This window comes from Rhodanobacter sp. FW104-R8, from assembly GCF_001617365.1.
GTDB lineage: Bacteria > Pseudomonadota > Gammaproteobacteria > Xanthomonadales > Rhodanobacteraceae > Rhodanobacter.
Window position 1 is genome coordinate 33,562 of the sequence record NZ_LVJR01000019.1, and the last position, 18,694, is coordinate 52,255.

Annotated in this window: 11 protein-coding genes; 8 read left to right on the forward strand and 3 right to left on the reverse strand. The window is 67.6% G+C overall.

Going from position 1 to position 18,694, the window contains the following annotated elements; genetic code table 11:
* Window positions 1–144 precede the first annotated feature (144 nt).
* The 3 genes from RHOFW104R8_RS04905 (at window position 145) to RHOFW104R8_RS04915 (ending at window position 3,969) form a co-directional block, all read left to right on the forward strand.
* Window positions 145–1,596, forward strand: a complete 1,452-nt coding sequence (locus RHOFW104R8_RS04905; RefSeq protein ID WP_068091564.1) for a bifunctional 2-methylcitrate dehydratase/aconitate hydratase — start codon at window positions 145–147, stop codon at window positions 1,594–1,596.
* 360 nt (window positions 1,597–1,956) lie between these two features.
* On the forward strand, window positions 1,957–3,075 hold the full coding sequence (locus RHOFW104R8_RS04910; RefSeq protein WP_068091561.1) for an OmpA family protein: 1,119 nt from the start codon (window positions 1,957–1,959) through the stop codon (window positions 3,073–3,075).
* Window positions 3,076–3,195: 120 nt separating this feature from the next.
* Entirely contained in the window at window positions 3,196–3,969 is a 774-nt protein-coding gene (locus RHOFW104R8_RS04915) for a pseudouridine synthase (RefSeq protein WP_068091559.1), read from the forward strand.
* A gap of 73 nt (window positions 3,970–4,042) precedes the next feature.
* Here RHOFW104R8_RS04915 and kbl read toward each other — a convergent pair whose 3' ends face one another.
* The 3 genes from kbl to tdh all read right to left on the reverse strand — a co-directional run bounded on the left by kbl (window position 4,043) and on the right by tdh (window position 10,204).
* The gene (kbl, locus tag RHOFW104R8_RS04920; protein WP_068091556.1) at window positions 4,043–5,242 is read right to left on the reverse strand and encodes a glycine C-acetyltransferase; all 1,200 of its coding nucleotides are present in this window, start codon (window positions 5,240–5,242) and stop codon (window positions 4,043–4,045) included.
* 87 nt (window positions 5,243–5,329) lie between these two features.
* The gene (locus tag RHOFW104R8_RS04925) at window positions 5,330–8,965 is read right to left on the reverse strand and encodes a DUF748 domain-containing protein (RefSeq protein ID WP_068091553.1); all 3,636 of its coding nucleotides are present in this window, start codon (window positions 8,963–8,965) and stop codon (window positions 5,330–5,332) included.
* A gap of 204 nt (window positions 8,966–9,169) precedes the next feature.
* Window positions 9,170–10,204 (reverse strand): L-threonine 3-dehydrogenase, encoded by a 1,035-nt coding sequence (gene tdh, locus RHOFW104R8_RS04930; RefSeq protein ID WP_201028717.1) that lies wholly within the window; start codon window positions 10,202–10,204, stop codon window positions 9,170–9,172.
* A 142-nt stretch (window positions 10,205–10,346) separates the two neighbouring features.
* Here tdh and RHOFW104R8_RS04935 point away from each other — a divergent pair, with 142 nt between their 5' ends.
* The 5 genes from RHOFW104R8_RS04935 (at window position 10,347) to hfq (ending at window position 18,683) form a co-directional block, all read left to right on the forward strand.
* A complete protein-coding gene (locus tag RHOFW104R8_RS04935; RefSeq protein ID WP_235604322.1) occupies window positions 10,347–12,494 on the forward strand; it encodes a hypothetical protein in 2,148 nt (715 codons plus the stop codon).
* A 199-nt stretch (window positions 12,495–12,693) separates the two neighbouring features.
* Window positions 12,694–14,847, forward strand: a complete 2,154-nt coding sequence (locus RHOFW104R8_RS04940; RefSeq protein ID WP_082823535.1) for a S46 family peptidase — start codon at window positions 12,694–12,696, stop codon at window positions 14,845–14,847.
* A gap of 115 nt (window positions 14,848–14,962) precedes the next feature.
* Window positions 14,963–17,125: a S46 family peptidase gene (locus tag RHOFW104R8_RS04945; protein WP_068091547.1), complete on the forward strand. Its 2,163-nt coding sequence runs from the start codon at window positions 14,963–14,965 to the stop codon at window positions 17,123–17,125.
* A 167-nt stretch (window positions 17,126–17,292) separates the two neighbouring features.
* Entirely contained in the window at window positions 17,293–18,261 is a 969-nt protein-coding gene (gene miaA, locus RHOFW104R8_RS04950) for a tRNA (adenosine(37)-N6)-dimethylallyltransferase MiaA (protein WP_068091544.1), read from the forward strand.
* Window positions 18,262–18,395: 134 nt separating this feature from the next.
* Window positions 18,396–18,683 carry an RNA chaperone Hfq gene (gene hfq / locus RHOFW104R8_RS04955; RefSeq protein WP_063089731.1) on the forward strand — a complete coding sequence of 96 codons (288 nt, stop codon included), beginning with the start codon at window positions 18,396–18,398 and terminating at the stop codon, window positions 18,681–18,683.
* The last annotated feature ends 11 nt before the right edge of the window (window positions 18,684–18,694 follow it).

An 18,694-nucleotide genomic window follows, 5' to 3' on the forward strand; every position in this document is an offset into this window, starting at 1 on the left:
CCGGGGCAGGCGAAGCCGCCGCGGGAACTACTCCCTTTTGGGGGGTGTGTTGCCGAATTGTCGGGGGCGGCGCGATCGCGGTCAAGCGACGGGGTGCATGCCGGTCGGCTAAAATGGCGGTTTTCCCCTGCCGCGAGATCCGCCATGAGTGCGCACGATATCCGCTCCGCCGTCCGTCCCGATCCCGACCAGCCGCTGGTCGACATCGCCGACTACGTGGTCGATTACCAGATCGACTCGAAGGAAGCCTACGACACCGCGCGCTACATGCTGCTGGACTCGCTGGGCACCGCGATGCTGGCGATGAAGTTCCCCGAGTGCGTCAAGCACCTCGGGCCGCTGGTGCCGGGTGCCACGCTGCCGGGCGGTGCGCGCGTGCCGGGCACCAGCCACGAGCTGGATCCGGTGCAGGCGGCATTCGCGATCGGTACCCAGATCCGCTGGCTCGATTTCAACGACACCTGGCTGGCGGCCGAATGGGGCCACCCATCGGACAACCTCGGCAGCATCCTGGCGTTGGGCGACTACCTCAGCCGCAAGGCGGAGCGCGAGGGCGGCCAGCCGCTGACCGTGCGCGACGTGCTCGGCTACGCCATCAAGGCGCACGAGATCCAGGGCTGCTATGCGCTGCTGAACAGTTTCAACCGGGTCGGCCAGGACCACGTGATCCTGGTGCGGCTGGCTTCCACCGCGGTGGCCACGGCGATGCTCGGCGGCGGCAAGGAGCAGATCGTCACCGCGGTATCGCACAGTTGGATCGACAACGGCGCGCTGCGCACCTACCGCCACGCGCCGAACACCGGCCCGCGCAAGAGCTGGGCCGCCGGCGACGCCTGCCGCCGCGCGGTGACCCACGCGATCAACGCGGTCTACCGCGGCGTGGTCGGCTATCCGTCGGCGCTGTCGGCGAAGACCTGGGGCTTCTACGACGTGGCGTTCAAGGGCAAGCCGTTCGAGTTCGAGCGTCCGTTCGGCAGCTACGTGATGGAGAACGTGCTGTTCAAGATCAGCTACCCGGCCGAGTTCCACGCGCAGACCGCGGTGGAGTGCGCGATGAAGCTGCATGGCGAAGTGGCCGGCAGGCTCGACCAGGTCGAGAAGATCGTGATCGAGACGCAGGAGGCCGGCTGCCGCATCATCGACAAGACCGGTCCGCTGGCGAACTACGCCGATCGCGACCACTGCATCCAGTACATGGTGGCGGTGCCGCTGATCTTCGGCCGGCTGGTGGCCAGCGACTACAACGACGACGTGGCCGCCGATCCGCGCATCGACGCGTTGCGCGACAGGATGACGGTAGTCGAGAACCCGCAATTCACCCGGGACTACTTCGATCCCGCCAGGCGCTACATCGGCAACTCGGTGCAGGTGTTCTTCAAGGACGGCAGCAGCACCGAGAAGGTGTCGATCGACTACCCGATCGGCCACCGCAAGCGTCGCGCCGAAGGCATCCCGGTGCTGCTGCGGAAGTTCGAGGCGGCCATGCGCGGCCAGCTTCCGGCGCACCAGGTCAAGGCGATCATGGCGGCGGTCGAGAATCCGGCGCAGTTGGACGCCATGCCGCTGCAGCAGTTCTTCGGGCTCTTCACATTGTAAAGACGGTGTGAGTGGATAATTAACGGCAAGGCAGCCGCCACATGTCGGCTGTTGCCTTGCCAATCCGCTTCCACCTGGGGATCCAGCGTCAATGCAGGGGCTGTATGCGACACCAGCTTCCATACGCGGATCGATCACGTGCAAGCCACTGAACTTTCCTGAACAAAGCCTCACCAGAATGGTGTGGCAACGATGTTAAAGCACTACCCACTTAACGATTTTGCTACACTCTCCGCCGCTTGTTGCAGGAAAACACCAAGCAGGGGCTGCAAGAGTCCTGAATGAAGTAGTTCAGTTCTGACGTGCGACTTCCGGTTGGGGTTGAACGGATGCGAAATCTAATAAACGAGGAGACACCTGATGAAACGTAAGGGCTTGTATTTTCTGATCGCGCTGGCCCTGGGCGGCGTAGGTGCCGTTCATGCGCAGGACACCGCTGCTCCCGCCGGTACCACCGCTGCCACGTCTTCCTATGACGGCCGTTGGTATATCGCGCCGACCGTGGGCGGTTACTACAACGACACCGATCGCAATACCAACAGCCGCCAGTTCTATTACGGCCTGGGCGTAGGTCGTTTCATCGCGCCGAATGTCTCGATTGACGGGTTCATTGACCGCACCAAGCGCAATCGTGATTCCCGCGTCGGTGGCGGCAGCTGGTCCAACAACAACGTCGGCGCAGCCGTGCGTTACTACATGGGTGACTGGAACGCTTGGCGTCCGTACCTGCTCGCCGGCGTGATGGGCAGCAACCATCACAACTCCGGTGACAAGGGCTGGTCGCCGGCTGCCGAGCTGGGCGGCGGCGTGTCGAAGACGATCACCGACAGCTCGGATTTCCGTGCCGAAGCCGGCTACCGTTACGACTGGGACGACAAGTCCCAGCCGGCGAAGAGCGGCTACGGCGACTGGTTCCTGGGCTTCAGCATCGTTTCGCGTTTCGGCGCACCGGCAGCAGCTCCGGCTCCGGTAGCGGCCACCCCGCCGCCGGCTGACTGCTCGACCATGGACAGCGACCACGACGGCGTCAACGATTGCGACGACAAGTGCCCGGGCACGCCCGCCGGCACCATCGTCGGCCCGGACGGTTGCCCGCAGAAGGTCGTGATCGACCTGCGCGGCGTGAACTTCAAGTACGATCGCCCGAAGAAGGGCGAGACCGATATCTCGAAGTCGCTGGCCGAGCCGAGCGCCGATTCGATCGCCGTGCTGAACCAGGCCATCGACACCCTGCAGCGCTACCCGCAGGTGAAGGTGACGGTTGCCGGTTACACCGACGCGAAGGGTACCGATGCCTACAACCAGAGCCTGTCGGAGCGTCGTGCGAAGATCGTGTACGACTACCTGACCAGCCACGGCATCGCTGCCAGCCGCCTGGAGGGCCCGATCGGCCACGGCAAGAACGACCCGATCGGTGACAACGCCACCGACGCCGGCCGTGCGCAGAACCGCCGTACGGAACTGCAGGTCAAGCAGTAACCGGACCGCGCGACACAGCAATGAAAAAACCCGGCTTCGGCCGGGTTTTTTTTGGCTGCTCCCCTGTGGCCGCGGTGCGTCTTGTTGTCGCATCGTGGCCCCGGCCTATACCCTAGCGCGATGTCTCGTCCGTCTTTCCGCCCCGCACCTCCTGCCGCCGCCGCGCCGCCGCCGCGGCACGGGTTGGCACGCGTGTTGTCCAAGCTGGGCGCGTGCTCGCGCAGCCAGGCCGAGCAGTGGGTTCGCGACGGTCGCGTCAGCGTGGATGGCCGGGTGGTTCGCGATCCCCACCATCCGACCTTGATCGATCGGCAAAAGGTGGCCGTCGACGGCCAGGTGGTGAAGTCCGCCGAATGTGTCTATGTCGCCTTCAACAAGCCGCGCGGGCTGGTCGTCAGCGCGTCCGACGAGCAGGGGCGCGCCACCGTCTACACCGCGTTGGCTGCCGCCGGCTTGCCATGGCTGGGACCGGTGGGCCGGCTGGACAAGGCCAGCGAGGGCCTGTTGCTGTTGAGCAACGACACCGGCTGGGCGGCCGCCATCACCGACCCGGCCACGCACCTGGACAAGACCTATCACGTGCAGGTGGCGGGCAAGCCGGACGCATCGGTCCTGGCGGCGATGCTGGCAGGCGCGGAGGACGCCGGCGACTGGTTGAGGGCGCGCCATGTGTCGCTGCTGCGCACGGGCGAGAAGAACGCCTGGCTGGAGGTGGTGCTGGACGAGGGGCGCAACCGGCACATCCGCCGGTTGCTGGGCGCACTGGGTTTCGACGTGCTGCGCCTGGTCCGGGTGGCGATCGGGCCGCTTGTGTTGGGCGAACTGGCGAAAGGGCAGTGGCGTCAACTGAGTGAGGGTGAAGTGAGAGCGCTCGACGCCCGCCACGTCTTGTAGGGCGGGCACCACCCGCCGCTCTGGCCGTCAAAAGCCGGCGGGCAGTGCCCGCCCTACAAGACGTGGCGTGCTGTCAATTGCCTATCACGCCCAGCTTCCGGCCTACCCTGGTGAACGCGTCGATGGCCCGGTCGAGATGCTCGCGGGTGTGCGCCGCGCTCATCTGCGTGCGGATGCGCGCCTGGCCCTGCGGCACCACCGGGTAGAAGAAGCCGGTGACATAGATGCCTTCCTGCAGCAGGGCGCTGGCCATGGCCTGCGCCTTCGGAGCGTCGTAGATCATCACCGGCACGATCGGGTGCATGCCCGGCTTGATGTCGAAACCGGCCCGCGTCATGCCTTCGCGGAAATGGCGCGTGTTTTCCTTGAGCCTGTCGCGCAGGTCGCCGGCGCTGGCCAGCATGTCGAACACCTTGATCGCGGCGGCGACCACGTGCGGCGGCAGCGAGTTGGAGAACAGGTACGGGCGCGAGCGCTGGCGCAGCAGCTCGATCACTTCCTTGCGGCCGGTGGTGAAACCGCCCAGCGCACCGCCGAGTGCCTTGCCCAGGGTGCCGGTGAAGATGTCGATCTTGTCCATCACGCCGTTGACCTCGGCCGAGCCGCGGCCGGTGTCGCCGAGGAAGCCGGTGCAGTGGCACTCGTCGATGTGCACCATGGCGTTGTACTTTGCGGCCAGTGCGGTGATCTGGTCGAGTTTGGCGATGAAGCCGTCCATCGAGAACGCGCCGTCGCTGGTGATCAGCTTGGTGCGCGCGCCGGCCGCGTCGGCCGCCTTGAGCTGGGCCTCCAGGTCGGCCATGTCGCTGTTGGCATAGCGGAAGCGCCTGGCCTTGCACAGGCGGATGCCATCGATGATCGAGGCGTGGTTCAGCGCGTCGGAGATCACCGCATCCTCCTCGCCCAGCAGTGGCTCGAACAGGCCGCCGTTGGCGTCGAAGCAGGCGGCGTAGAGGATGGTGTCCTCGGTGCCGAAGAACGCGGCGATCTTCGCCTCCAACTGCTTGTGCAGGTCCTGCGTGCCGCAGATGAAGCGCACGCTGGCCATGCCGAAGCCGTGCGTGTCCAGCGCGTCCTTGGCGGCCTGGATCACTTCGGGGTGATCGGCCAACCCCAGGTAGTTGTTGGCGCAGAAATTCAGCACCTTGCGGCCGCCTTCCAGCTCGATCTCGGCGGACTGCGGCGAAGTGATGATGCGCTCGGCCTTGAACAGGCCATGTTCGCGGATGGCGTCGAGTTCGCTGGCGTAGCGCGCCTTGGCGGAGTAGGTCATGGCAGGGTTCCGGGCCTCGGGAAAAACCCATTGTAGCGGCCTGCCGCGGGCAGGGGACGAGCGGCCGGCCCCGCTCCCGTCGCTGCGTCAGTGCAAGCCGAAATCCACGCGCGTCGTTTTGCCCTTGTCCTCGATGCCCTTGGCGTCGAGCTTTGGTGCCTGCAGCGTCATCCGCTTGTCGTCCAGCTTGCCCTTCAGCCACGCCTGCACGGCCAGCGCACGGCGTTCGGCCAGCTTTTTCATGGCCTCGGCATCGACCGCCATGTTGGTTTCCAGCAACTGGTGCATTTCCTCCGGCGGCTGCGACTTGGTCAGGCCGATGATGTTCTTCGGCTTCGGGAACTTGGCTCGCTTGTACACCCGCACCAGGTAATGCTGGTATTCGTCGGGGGTGAGCTGGAGCGTGGCCGGATCCTCGTGCTTGCCGTCGTCGTCGGCCTTGGCCTGGCGCACCAGGTCGTCGACCATCACCTTGCGCAGGCCGTTCTCGTCGACACTGGGGTCGATGCGGCCCGAGATGTCCAGGGCCAGCGATGGCTTGGACTGCAGGAATGCCACCAGTTGCTCCAGCCGCGACCTGGCTCCGGCATCGAGCACGGCCGAGCCCGGCGCGAATTCCACGTAGCCCAGGTCGGGCTTGTTGCCGCCGCCGATCGACGCCAGCAGGCGGAACGGCGAAGTCACGGCGCGGGTGATCAGGTTCACGAACGCATGCCAGACCAAGCTGCCCATGCTGAACTGCGGATCGTCCAGCGAACCGGACACCGGGATGTTCAGGTCGATGTTGCCGTCCGTGTCCTTCAGCAGTGCCACCGCGAGCTTCACCGGCAGGTGGCTCGCGCCGGTGCCTTCGATGCGGTCGCCGAAGGTCAGCTGGGTGATGAAGATATGGTTGTTCGCGGCCAGCTTGCGCTGGTCGAGCTGGTAGTGCACGTCGACGTTGAGCTTGCCGCTGGTGATCGGGTAGCCCGCGTATTTGCCCGAATAAGGCGACAGGTGCGAGAGTTCGACGCCGTCGGCCTTCGCCTTGATGTCGAGGAAGGCCACCGGCGTCAGCGGGTTGATGGTGCCGTTGATGTCCACCGGGGAGTTTTCGTCGAGCTTGCCCTGCAGTACCAGCTCCGCCGGCGGCGTGCCGCCGGTGGTGCCGAAGGCGCCGATCTTGCCGGTGAGGCCGGTGACGTTCGCGGTGTAGTTCGGCTTGATGAAGTTGTCGGTGTAGTTCAGTTCGCCGCGGGCGAGGGTGATCTGGCCGATGTGGATTTCCGCGGCCGGGCCCGCGTTCGGCGCCGCGGCCACCGCGGCGGCCGGCGCGGTCGTCGTCGCGGGGGCCGGCCGGGGCTTGGCCGGGGTTGCCGCGGCTCCCTGTTCGCGGGTCACCGATACCGGGGCCGCCGCGGGATTCGCGACGACGTCCTGCAGGTTCAGGCGACCGTTCGCGTTGATGATCACGCGGGTGTAGAAGTCGCTCAGCGCGATGCCGCCGATGTCGGCGCGCGGCGCGCCCTGGCCCAGCCGGATGGCCATGCCCGAGGCGGTCAGCGAGTGCCAGCGCAGGAAATCGTCGCCGGTCAGCTTGTCCTGGATGCGGACCCGGCCGAACGTGGCCTGGCCGCGGTAGTCCACCCAGGCCGGAGCCTTGCCACGGTCGCTGTAGCGCACGCGCCCATCCAAGCTGAGCAGGGCGCTGGCGATGTGCACGTTCAGCGGCACGCTGATCAGCGACTGCAGCGGCGCGATGTCCACGCCGGTGGCCTTCAGGTGCAGGTCGGCCTCCAGCGGCCGCGGCTTCACGCTGCCTTCGACGCCGTAGTCGCCCTTGCCCAGCTTGCCGGTCAGCGCCAGCTTCAGGGGCTTGCGCAGGTCGTCGGACAGCCCGTCGATGCTGTAGTGGTCGGCATGCACCATCAGCGGCATCGGCCGGTCGGCGGCGAGATCCTTGAACGTCACGTCGCTGTCCTGCAGTTGCAGGTTCGCCACGCTCCAGCGCCACGCCGGTGCCGCTGCGGCCGTGCCGCCTTTCGCCGGCGCCGGCGGCGCGCCCATCAGCGCGGCCAGGTCGATCGTGCCGTTGCGCTGGCGCTGCAGGTCCAGCTTCAACCCGTCGACGAGCACGCTGTCGAGGCGGGCCTCGCGGCTGAGGAGATCGAGGATGGCGATCTTCAGCTGCAGCGATTTCCAGGCCAGCGGCGTGGCCTGGCCGTCGCGCCGTTTCAGGGCCAGACCGTTCACCGCGAGGGCGGCCGGTTCCAGGTGCAGGTTCACTGCCTTGCCCCATTCGGCCCGCAACTGGCCATCGGCATCCAGCGTGCCGCCGGCGACGGTCGCCTTCAGCTGCGGCAGCGCCAGCGGCTGCAGTTGCGCCAGCTGCACGCCCTGCAGCTTGAGCTTGCCGTTGAAGCGCGCGGCGGCGAGATCGAGACCGCCGTTGCCGGCGACGCCGCCGCCGTTGAGCTGGCCGGCGATGTCGAGCGCGGCTGCCGGCGCCGCCACGGTAGACAGCCCGCGCAGCGTGCCGTGCAGGTTCTCCAGTTGCAGCGTGCCGGGCGCATCGCCGCTGGAGCCGAGGTCGACGTAGTCGAAACGGCTGGCGCTCAGGCTCAGCGTGTCGATCCTTACCTCGGTGGGCCGACCGGCCGGCCCGGGTGGGGCGGGTGCGGCAAGCGAATCGAAGTTGCTGTGGCCGCCGGCGGTGCGGTGGTAGTGCAGGGTGGCCTTGTCCAGCGAGATCGCGCCCAGGTGGTAGCGCGACTGCAGCGGCTGCACGTCGACCAGTTCGGCGGTGCCGCGCTCCAGTTCCAGCAACGCCACGCCGTCGGGATTGTTCAGCGCGAAATCGTCCAGGGCCAGGCCGCCGCCCAGGCGCAACTGGTTGCCGCCCTGGGCCACCACGAAATGCAGTTCCAGCTTGCCGGACAGCTGGCCGCGGGGCACCGCGACCGGCAGCGGCGTCGGCGCGTAGGCGAGGTACTTCGGCAGGTCCAGGTGGTCGATCTGGAACGTCATCACCGATTCGCGGCTGTTCGCGAACGGCTTGGTCTGGCCCTCGATGCGCAACGGGCTGCCGTCCACGCGCATCGCCAGCAGCGGCTGCACGAACAGGTCGGTATCGGCCGGCAGGTTCGCCAGGAACGGAACTCCCACCTCGATCCGGTCGACGCGGTGGCTGGTTTTCAGCACCTGGTCGTCGAACGCGATGTCGCCGCCGTGCACGCTGATGTTGGCGAGCGCGAAGCGCGCCGGCTTCGCGTTCGGGTCGGACGGACGGGAGAATCGCTCGACCATGTCCGAGAAATTGAAGCGCTGCGGCCCGGTACGTACCAGGCGGATCCGCGGCCGTTGCACGGCCAGCTCGTCCAGTACCGGCGCCAGCCGGAACAGCGAGGTCCATGATGCGTTGATGGTGAGCCGGTCCACGTCCACGAACGGCGAGTGGCCGTCGGCGTCGGCGATGTGCAATTGGTCCAGGTCCAGTCGCAGCGTGTACGGGTTGAGGTGCGCAGCACCGATCGTCACCGTGCGCCCCAGTGCCGCACCGAGCCGTGTCTGCAATTGCGAGCGGATGATCGGCGGCGCCGCGAAGAAGCCCAGCAGGCCGAACACCAGCAGCACGATCGCGGCGATCAGCAGGTTGCGGCGCAGGCGGTGCGAGCGGTACAGCCTCTCGGCGCGTTCCCGCACGGCGACCCAGCGTGGCCCGGCGAGAAAATGACGATCGATCATGGACAACCCCCATGGGCACCCGGCCCAGTGGCGCGGAATGCGCCATGCCGGCTGTCGGCCATCCCGCCCGGATCGGCGCAGTGTACGGAGAAGCCCGGGATGGGTGAAGGATCGGCCGACGCCTGCGTCAGCAGCGGTTAGGGTGGCCCGGCGACATTCACGAAACGGGCATCGCCGCTCCGTGAATTCGAGGTGCGCCCGCGCTCAGCCCCAGGAGCAGACCACCTTGCCGCACTTGCCCGCGTCCATCAGGTCGAAGCCCTTCTGGAAGTCGTCGATGCGGATCTGGTGGGTGAGCACCTTCTGCAGCGGGAACCCGGTCAGCACCATCTGGGTCATCTTGTACCAGGTCTCGTACATGCGCCGGCCGTAGATGCCCTGCAGGGTGAGGCCCTTGAAGATCACCTTGTCCCAGTCGATGCCGGCGCCCTTGGGCTGGATGCCGAGCAGGGCGATCTTGCCGCCGTGGTACATGCAGTCGAGCATGTCGTTGAACGCGCGCGGGTTGCCGCTCATCTCCAGGCCCACGTCGAAGCCTTCCATGTGCAGGTCCTTCATCACGTCCCGGAGCGACTGGTTGGTGACGTTGACCACCCGCGTGGCGCCCATCTCGGCGGCCAGCTTCAGGCGGTAGTCGTTGACGTCGGTGACCACCACGTTGCGTGCGCCCACGTGCTTGGCGATGCCGGCGGCGATGATGCCGATCGGGCCGGCGCCGGTGATCAGCACGTCCTCGCCGATCAGGTCGAACTCCAGCGCGCAGTGCGCGGCGTTGCCGTAGGGGTCGAAAAACGCGGCCAGCTCGGACGGGATCTGGTCGGGGATCGGCCACAGGTTCGAGGCCGGCATGGTCATGTACTCGGCGAACGCGCCGTTGCGGTTCACGCCGATGCCGATGGTGTTCGGGCACAGGTGCTGGCGGCCGGCGCGGCAGTTGCGGCAGTGGCCGCATACGATGTGGCCCTCGGCCGAGACGCGGTCGCCGACCTTGTAGCCGGTCACGCCCGGGCCGATCTCCACGATGCGGCCGACGAACTCGTGGCCGATGGTCAGGCCGGGCTTGATCGTGCGCTGGCTCCACTCGTCCCACTTGTAGATGTGCAGGTCGGTGCCGCAGATCGCGGTCTTCTCGATCTTGATCAGCACCTCGTTCGGGCCGACCTCGGGCAGCGGCACGTCTTCCATCCAGATGCCCTGCTCGGGCTTGCGCTTGACCAGGGCTTTCATCGTCTGCGGCATGGGAATTTCCGTGGGAAGAGGGCGGGGAAACGGCCATTATAGGAGGCGGGGCAGGCTGCCGCCTTCGTGCAGTGCAGCGTTGCCGCGCCGGCTGCTTCAATCTAAGGTTGCAAATTTCTTCGACCAGCTGCAGGAGAAACGCATGCGCTTCAAGACGACAGGCCTCACGACGACCGCAGCTGCCGATCCGAGGCTGCTGTTGCCCGCCGTCGTTTCCTCGCTGCGTCGCCGATGGGTGGCGCTGCTGGCCGTCGCGCTGTTGGCGGTGCCGGCGGTATCGCCGGCGCTGGCTACCGATCGGGCCGCGTCGGCGCCGCTGCAGTTCCGCATCGCCGAAGGGCGCATCGAGAATGCGTTCTATCAGGATGGCGACATCGCCGCCCACCTCTTGCTCAGCTCCGGCAACAAGCCGCGCGTGCTGGTGGCGTTCCCGGCCGGCGACAGCGGCGCGGGCGTGTGGTTCGAGCCGACCGTCGCGCCGGTGCGCTGGACGCTGGGCGAGGTGAAGGGGGAACACCGCATGGTCGACGGCCACGCCTGGAACGGCATCGTCGCCGAGGCCAGCGTCGCGGCCGATGAGCTGGTGCTGAAGGACGCGGTGCTGGGCAGCGTCCGCGTGCTGCGCGACTACCAGCTCGGCCAGGGCTATCCGCCACAGACCGCCGCGGTGCCGCAGCTGTCGGAGCGCTCCGCCCAATGGCGGCGCAATCGGCTGGACGGCGCGCCGGGCTATGCCATTGCGCTGAGCACGGACAACGGCCGCTTTCAGCGCGATGGCAGCCGCATCCTGCTGCGCCCGAACCGCGCGGGCGAGCCGCTGCACCTGCGCATCGAGGCGAGCACCGGCGAGACCCCATTGACGCCGTTCACCAACCTGCTCAACGAGCATGCGCGGGCCGACGTGCGCAGCCGCCAGGCGTTGCAGTTCCTCAGCTACCGCGAGAAGTTCCTCGCCGGCTCCTGGCGCTTCGATACCTATTTCGGCCGCGACACGCTGATGTCGCTGCGCCTGCTGATGCCGGTGCTGCAGCCGGCCGCGGTCGACGCCGGCATCGCCTCGGTGCTGGCGCGGCTCTCGCCCGACGGTCAGGTCGCGCATGAGGAAGGCATCGGCGAATTCGCGGTGCTGCAGCATCTCAAGGAACAGGGCAAGCCGTCGGCCAAGCCCATCTACGACTATGTGATGGTCGACGACGACTACATGCTGCCGCCGGTCGCCGCCGCGTGGCTGCTGGAAGACCCACGCGGCCGCGCTGGCGCCCGTGCGTTCCTGGCCGGCAAGGTCGACGGGCAACGCCATGGCGATGCGCTGGCGCGCAACCTGCTGTTCGTCGCCGCCAGCAGCGAAGCCTTCGCGCGCAAGCCGGTGTACGCGAACCTGATCGCGCTCAAGCCGAACAGCCCGGTGGGGCAGTGGCGCGACAGCAACGAGGGCATCGGCCGCGGTCGTTATCCCTACGACGTCAACACGGTCTGGATGCCTGCCGCGTTGCGCGCGATCGGCGAATTCCTCGATGCCGGCCTGCTGGACGATTACACCACGCCGGCGCAGCGCGAACGCCTGCGCTCGGCTGCATCGGGCGCCGGCGGCTGGGAACAGCACGCCAGTGCCCTGTTCGCGGTGCATCTGCCCAGGGAGCGCGCCGCGCAGCAGGTGCGTGACTATGCCAGACAGATCGGTGTGCCGGACGCGCCGGCCCTGAAGGCGCTGGACGACTCCGCCCTCGAATTTCCCGCCATTTCGCTGGACGCCCAGGGCCACCCGGTCCCGGTACTGCACTCGGACGAGGGTTTTCGCCTGCTGTTCGGCCGGCCGGATGCGGCCGTGCTGGATCGCGACGTCGGCAATCTGATGCGGCCGTTCCCGGCCGGCCTGATGACCGATGCGGGGATGCTGGTCGCCAATCCCGCCTACGCCGGTCGCGACGTATGGTCGCGCTTCGGCAACAACGCCTACCACGGCACCGTGATCTGGGCCTGGCAGCAGGCGGTGATGGCGGCCGGCCTGCGACGCCAGCTCGCCCGCAGCGATCTGCCTGCGACCACCCGTACCCATCTGGCCGAGGCGCAAGCGCGTCTGTGGCGGGCCATCTGCGCCGCCGATGCGGTGCGCACCTCGGAGTTGTGGTCGTGGTCGTATGTCGGCGGGCATTACCGGATCGAGCCGTTCGGCGCCGAGGGCGCGCACGAGGACGAATCCAACGCCGCCCAGCTGTGGAGCACCGTATTCCTGGCGCTGCCGCCGCCGGAAATCGCGGCGGGCGCGGCCGCAGAGAAGCCCTGCCGGTGATTCTTCCCGACACCGGCGCCGCAGTGGCCGAAGGGCACCGGCCATGATCGGTGGCGGGTCCGTCCGTGCGATACGCGGTCCAAGTGGGCCATCCACAGCGTGACGCCATCCCCGCGACGCTGTGCAGTGCAGCGTTGCCGGGCCGGTCGCTTCGTTCTAAGGTCGCAAGTTTATGCGATCACCCAAAGGGGAAAAACGAATGCGCTTGAAGACGATGGGCCTGGCGGTGGCGATGATGCTGGCCCCGGCGGCACAGGCCGATGAAGGCATGTGGATGCCTTCCCAGTTGCCGGATATCGCCAGGCAACTGCGCAGCGCCGGTTTCCGCGGCATCCCGGCCGACCTGGCCGATCTCACCAGGGCGCCGCTCAATGCGGTGGTCAAGGTCGGCGGCGCCACCGGCGCCTTCGTCAGCGACCAGGGCCTGGTGCTGACCAACCACCACGTCGCGTTCGGGGTGATCCAGTACAACAGCAACGCGCAGCGCAACCTGATCGAGCAGGGCTACGTGGCGGCCGACCGCGGCGAGGAGCTGCCGGCCAACCCGGACTTCCGCCTGCGCGTCACCGTCGGCTTCGACCAGGTCACCGACCAGGTGCTGGCCCATGCCCGCGGCAAGACCGGGCGCGCCTACTACGACGCGGTGGACGCGGCGAGCAAGGCGCTGGTCGCCGCGTGCGAGCACGAGGACGGCATGCGCTGCAGCGTCGCCACCATGTTCTACGGTCGCGACTTCTACCTGGTGAAGCAGCTGGAGCTGCGCGACGTGCGGCTGGTCTACGCGCCGCCGCGCGCGATCGGCAACTACGGCGACGAGGTGGACAACTTCGTGTGGCCGCGCCATAGCGGCGACTTCACCGTGCTGCGCGCCTACGTCGGTCCGGACGGCAAGCCGGCGGATTACTCGAAGGACAACCGGCCGTACACGCCGCCGGCGCACCTGCAGATCGCCCGCGAAGGCGTCAACGCCGGCGACTACGTGATGCTGGCCGGCTATCCCGGCATCACCTACCGCCACCGCAGCGCCGCCGAGTTCGCCGACCAGGTGCAATGGCGCCTGCCCGCGTCGGTGGCGGCGATGAAGCAACTGCAGGACGTGATCGAGGACGCCGGCGAGAAGGACGCACAGGCGAAGGTCCGCTACGCCTCGCAGCTGCAGTCGCTGAAGAACGGCATCAAACGCTTCAGCGGCGAGCTGGACGGCCTGCAGCGCAGCGATGCAGTTGCGGTGCGGCAGCAGGACGAGGCAGCGATGCTGGCCTGGCTGGACGGCCAGGGCACGGCGAAGGCGCTGCGCCCGCAGATCAACGCGGCGATGGCGCTGATCGCCGGCGGCAACGCCACCCGCGAGCGCGACCTGCTGCTCGGCCTGATCCAGTCGCAGACCCAGCTGCTGCGCTCGGCGCTGCGCCTGCAGCGGCTGGCGCACGAGCGCGCCAAACCCGACGCCGAACGCGAGAACGGCTACCAGCAGCGCGACGAGGAACTGATCGTCAGCGGCCTGCGCCAGGTCCAGCGTCGCTACGATCCGGTCGTCGAGAAGCGCCTGCTGGGCGCGCTGCTGGCCCGCTACCAGCAGCTGCCCGCCGCGCAGCATGTGGCCGAGTTCGATGCCGCGTTCGGCCGCACTGCGGCCGAGCTGGCGGCCACGCTGGATCGCGTCTACGCCACCACCCGGCTGGGTGACGAGGCGCAGCGCCTGCGCTGGATGGACGCCGATGCCGCGGCATTGGCCGCTACCGACGACAGCCTGCTGCAACTGGCGGCGAAGCTGCAGCCGGCGCTGCTGCGCATCGACGACGAGCGCAAGGCGCGCGAAGGCGAGTTGCTTCGCCTGCGCCCGGCCTACATGCAGGCGCTGATCGCCTATCGCCAGCAGCAGAATCGCGCGGTCTACCCGGATGCGAATTCCACCCTGCGCGTGAGCTACGGCAAGGTCACGCCATTGCGAGCACGCGACGCGGTCGGCTACGAGCCGCTGACCAGCACCGCCGGCATCGTCGAGAAGAACACCGGCACGGCGCCGTTCGATGCGCCCAAGCCGCTGCTCGACGCAATCGCCAAGGGTGACTACGCCGGCTACCTGGACCCGAAGTCCGGCACCATGCCGGTGAACTTCCTCAGCAACCTCGACACCACCGGCGGCAACTCCGGCTCGCCGGTGCTCAACGCCAAGGGCGAACTGGTCGGCCTCAACTTCGACAGCAACTGGGAAGCGGTCAGCGCGAGCTGGATGTTCGACCCGCGCTACAAGCGCGCGATCCACGTCGACCTGCGCTACATGCGCTGGCTGATGGACAAGGTCTATCCCGCGCCGTGGCTGCTGCAGGAACTGGGCGTGCCGGCGCGCTGAATGTCGCAGGCATGACTTGCGGCATATGCCGCGGTCGCCCGGCTCGGGCATAAGTCGCAAGTTATTGCGTCACCGTTGCCGGCCTCCCACGGCCGGCTTTCATCAGGAGATTCCCGTGCGTCGTCTATTGCTCGCTGCCGCCGTATCCATCGGCCTCATCTCGTCCGCCCATGCCGTCGAAGGCATGTGGCAGCCCGCCCAACTGCCGGGCATTGCCGCCACGCTGCAGCAGCACGGCCTGAAGCTGGACCCGAAGACACTGACTGACCTCACCGCCTATCCGATGGGCGCGATCGTGAGCCTGGGCGGCTGCACCGCCTCGTTCGTCTCACCGGAAGGCCTGGTCGTGAGCAACCATCACTGCGTCTACGGTGCGCTGCAGCTGAACTCCACGCCGGAAAACAACCTGATCGAGAAGGGTTTCCTGGCGAAGACCAAGGCGGATGAACTCTCCGCCGGTCCGTCCTCGCGCATCTTCGTCACCGAGGAAATCCGCGACGTCACCAAGGCGATCACTGCCAGGCTCAATGACGGCATGAGCGGCGCCGAGCGCTACAAGGCGATCGAGCAGGCGATCAAGCAACAGGTGAGGGACTGCGAGACGGAAGGCTACCGCTGCGACGTCTACACCTTCCACGGCGGCTACAGCTACCAGCTGATCAAGCAGCTGGAGATCAAGGACGTGCGCCTGGTCTACGCGCCGCCGGAATCCATCGGCAAGTTCGGCGGCGACGTCGACAACTGGATGTGGCCGCGCCACACCGGCGACTTCGGCTACCTGCGCGCCTACGTCTCGAAGGACGGCAAGTCCGCCGCCTTCTCCAAGGACAACGTGCCGTACCGGCCGAAGCATGTGCTGAAAGTGAACCCGCATGGCGTGGAGCAGGGCGACTACGTGATGGTGGTCGGCTACCCGGGCCGCACCAACCGCTACCGCCTCGCTGACGAGGTGCAGAGCTCGATCGACTGGGTCTACCCGACCCAGATCAAGGTGTACGAGGACACGCTCAACATCATCAACACCGCCGGCAAGGCCGATCCCAAGGTGGCGGTGAAGTACGCCAGCATGGTCGCCGGCCTCAACAACTACCTGAAGAACTTCGGCGGCCAGCTCGAAGGCCTGCATCGCGCCGACGCGGTCGCGGTGAAGCGTGCCCAGGAAGCGCAGTTGGAAGCGTGGCTGAAGCAGCAGGGCGGCGCCGAAAACACCGCGCTGGCGGCCGATGTCGGCCAGCTGCGCCAGCAGATCGCCGCCGACCAGGCGAACCGCGAGCGCGATCTGGCCATCAGCCTGGTCAGCCGCGCGCAGTTGTTCGGCAGCGCGGTGCGCTTGGTGCACCTGGCGAAGGAGCGGCCCAAGGCCGACCTCGAGCGCGACGCCGGTTATCAGCAGCGCGACTGGGTGCGCATCGAAGGCGGCCTGAAGCAGATGGACCGCCGCTACGATCCGGGCGTCGACCAGCAGTTCATGGTCTATGGCTTGCAGCGCTACGTGGCGTTGCCGCAGGCGCAGCGCCTGCCTGCGCTGGACGCGTGGCTCGATGGGGCGAAGACCGAGGCCCAGCTGAAGCAGAAGGTGGCCGCGCTGTATGCCGGCAGCCAGCTCGGCAACGTCGACGCGCGCATGAAGTGGTTCGAGGCCGACAGCAAGGCGATCGACGCCAGCAGCGACAGCATGCTCAAGCTCGCCCGCGCGGTGCAGCCGCAGCTCAAGCAGCTCGAGGACGCCCAGGATGCCCGCGCCGGCGAGATGAGCAAGCTGCGCCCGCGCTACATGCAGGCGATGATCGCGTGGAAGGATGCGCAGCACCTGCCGGTCTACCCGGACGCCAACAGCTCGCTGCGCGTCACCTTCGGCAACGTGCAGGGCGTGGCGCCGCGCGACGGCGTCAGCTACGCGCCATTCACCACGGCGCAGGGCATCGTCGAAAAGGACACCGGCGTGGAGCCGTTCAACTCGCCCAAGGCCGAGCTGGCCGCGATCAAGGCGAAGGCGTTCGACAGCTATGCGTCGCCGAAGCTGGGCACGCTGCCGGTCAACTTCCTGGCCGACCTGGACATCACCGGCGGCAACTCCGGCTCGCCGGCGATGGACGCGAACGGCCAGCTGGTCGGCCTGGCGTTCGACGGCAACTGGGAGTCGGTCAGCGGCGACTGGCTGTTCAACCCGCAGCTCAACCGCTCGATCCAGGTCGACGTGCGCTACATGCTGTGGGTGATGCACCACCTCGACCACGCCGACAACCTGCTCAAGGAAATGGGCGTGCCGGCGAAGTAAGCCGCTCGTTCGCGCGACCACGAAGGCCCGCGCCGGCGACGCGGGCCTTCGCATATGCGGGCGTAGGAGCGCACCCTGTGCGCGAATGCTTTTAGTCAGGTTACGAAGAGCATTCGCGCACAGGGTGCGCTCCTACACGGTGGCGTTGCACCATTTACACTGGCCCGATGCCGCTCGACACCCGTCCCCTCGCCATCTTCCTGATGGGCCCCACCGCCTCCGGCAAGACCGCCCTGGCGTGCGAGCTGAGCGAGCGGTTTCCGCTGGACCTGGTCAGCGTCGACTCGGCGCTGGTCTACCGCGGCATGGACATCGGCACGGCGAAGCCCGATCCGGCGACCCTGGCGCGTTATCCACACGCGTTGGTTGACATCCGCGATCCCGGCCAGCCGTATTCGGCGGCGGATTTCCGCGCCGACGCGCTGCCGGTGATGCAGCGCATCAGCGCACGGGGCAGGGTGCCGCTGCTGGTCGGCGGTACCGGGCTGTACTTTCGCGCGTTGCAGCAGGGGCTGTCCGATTTGCCGGAGGCCGACCCGGCGACCCGCGCACGACTGGCTGCCGAGGCAGGGCAACTCGGCTGGCCGGCCATGCATGTGCGGCTGGCGCGCCTCGACCCGGTCGCCGCCGGCCGGATCGGTTGCAACGACGTGCAACGCCTGCAGCGCGCACTGGAAGTGATCGAACTGACCGGCCGGCCGCTGTCCGAACTGCAACGCGGCGGCGCGGCAATGCACTTCCCGTGGCGCGTGCTGAAGCTGGCGCTGCTGCCGGCCGACCGGCAGGTTTTGCACGATCGTATCGCCCGGCGCTTCGACGCCATGCTGGCGGAAGGCTTCCTGGACGAGGTGCGCGCGCTGCGCGCGCGCGGCGACCTGCACGCCGACCTGCCCGCGATCCGCGCGGTCGGCTACCGGCAGGCGTGGGAGCATCTGGATGGCCAGACCGACGCGGCCGGGTTCCGCGACCGCGCCATCTTCGCCACCCGCCAGCTGGCCAAGCGGCAGATCACCTGGTTGCGCAGCGAGGTCGGTGCCCGGCTGTTCGACCCGGACCAGCCCGGCCTGGCCGCCTGCGGCGCCACCGCGGTGCAGCTGTTTCTGGGCCAACCGGGCCTGCCAAGCCTGCCAGCGTGACCCCGCGCACTTGCGCGGCGCGAAAATCTCCTTTCATCAATCATTTGAAAGCAGCTAACATCCCGTTACATGTTGGGCCGGGGCGCCATCGGCGTTTTTTCTCCGGTCTGTCCGAGGCAAGGGGAGAACAAGAAATGTCCAAGGGGCAGTCGTTGCAAGACCCGTTTCTGAATGCATTGCGGCGTGAACGCGTGCCGGTAGCCATCTATCTGGTCAACGGCATCAAGTTGCAGGGGACGGTGGAATCGTTCGACCAGTTCGTGGTGCTGTTGCGCAACCAGGTGAGCCAGATGGTCTACAAGCACGCCATCTCCACCGTGGTGCCCAGCCGCAACGTGCGTATCGGCAATGGCCACGAGGGCCACGAAGGCCACGACCATAACGCCGACGCGCTGTCCGCCTCCACCGACGCGGACGCTTGATAGACGGGGTG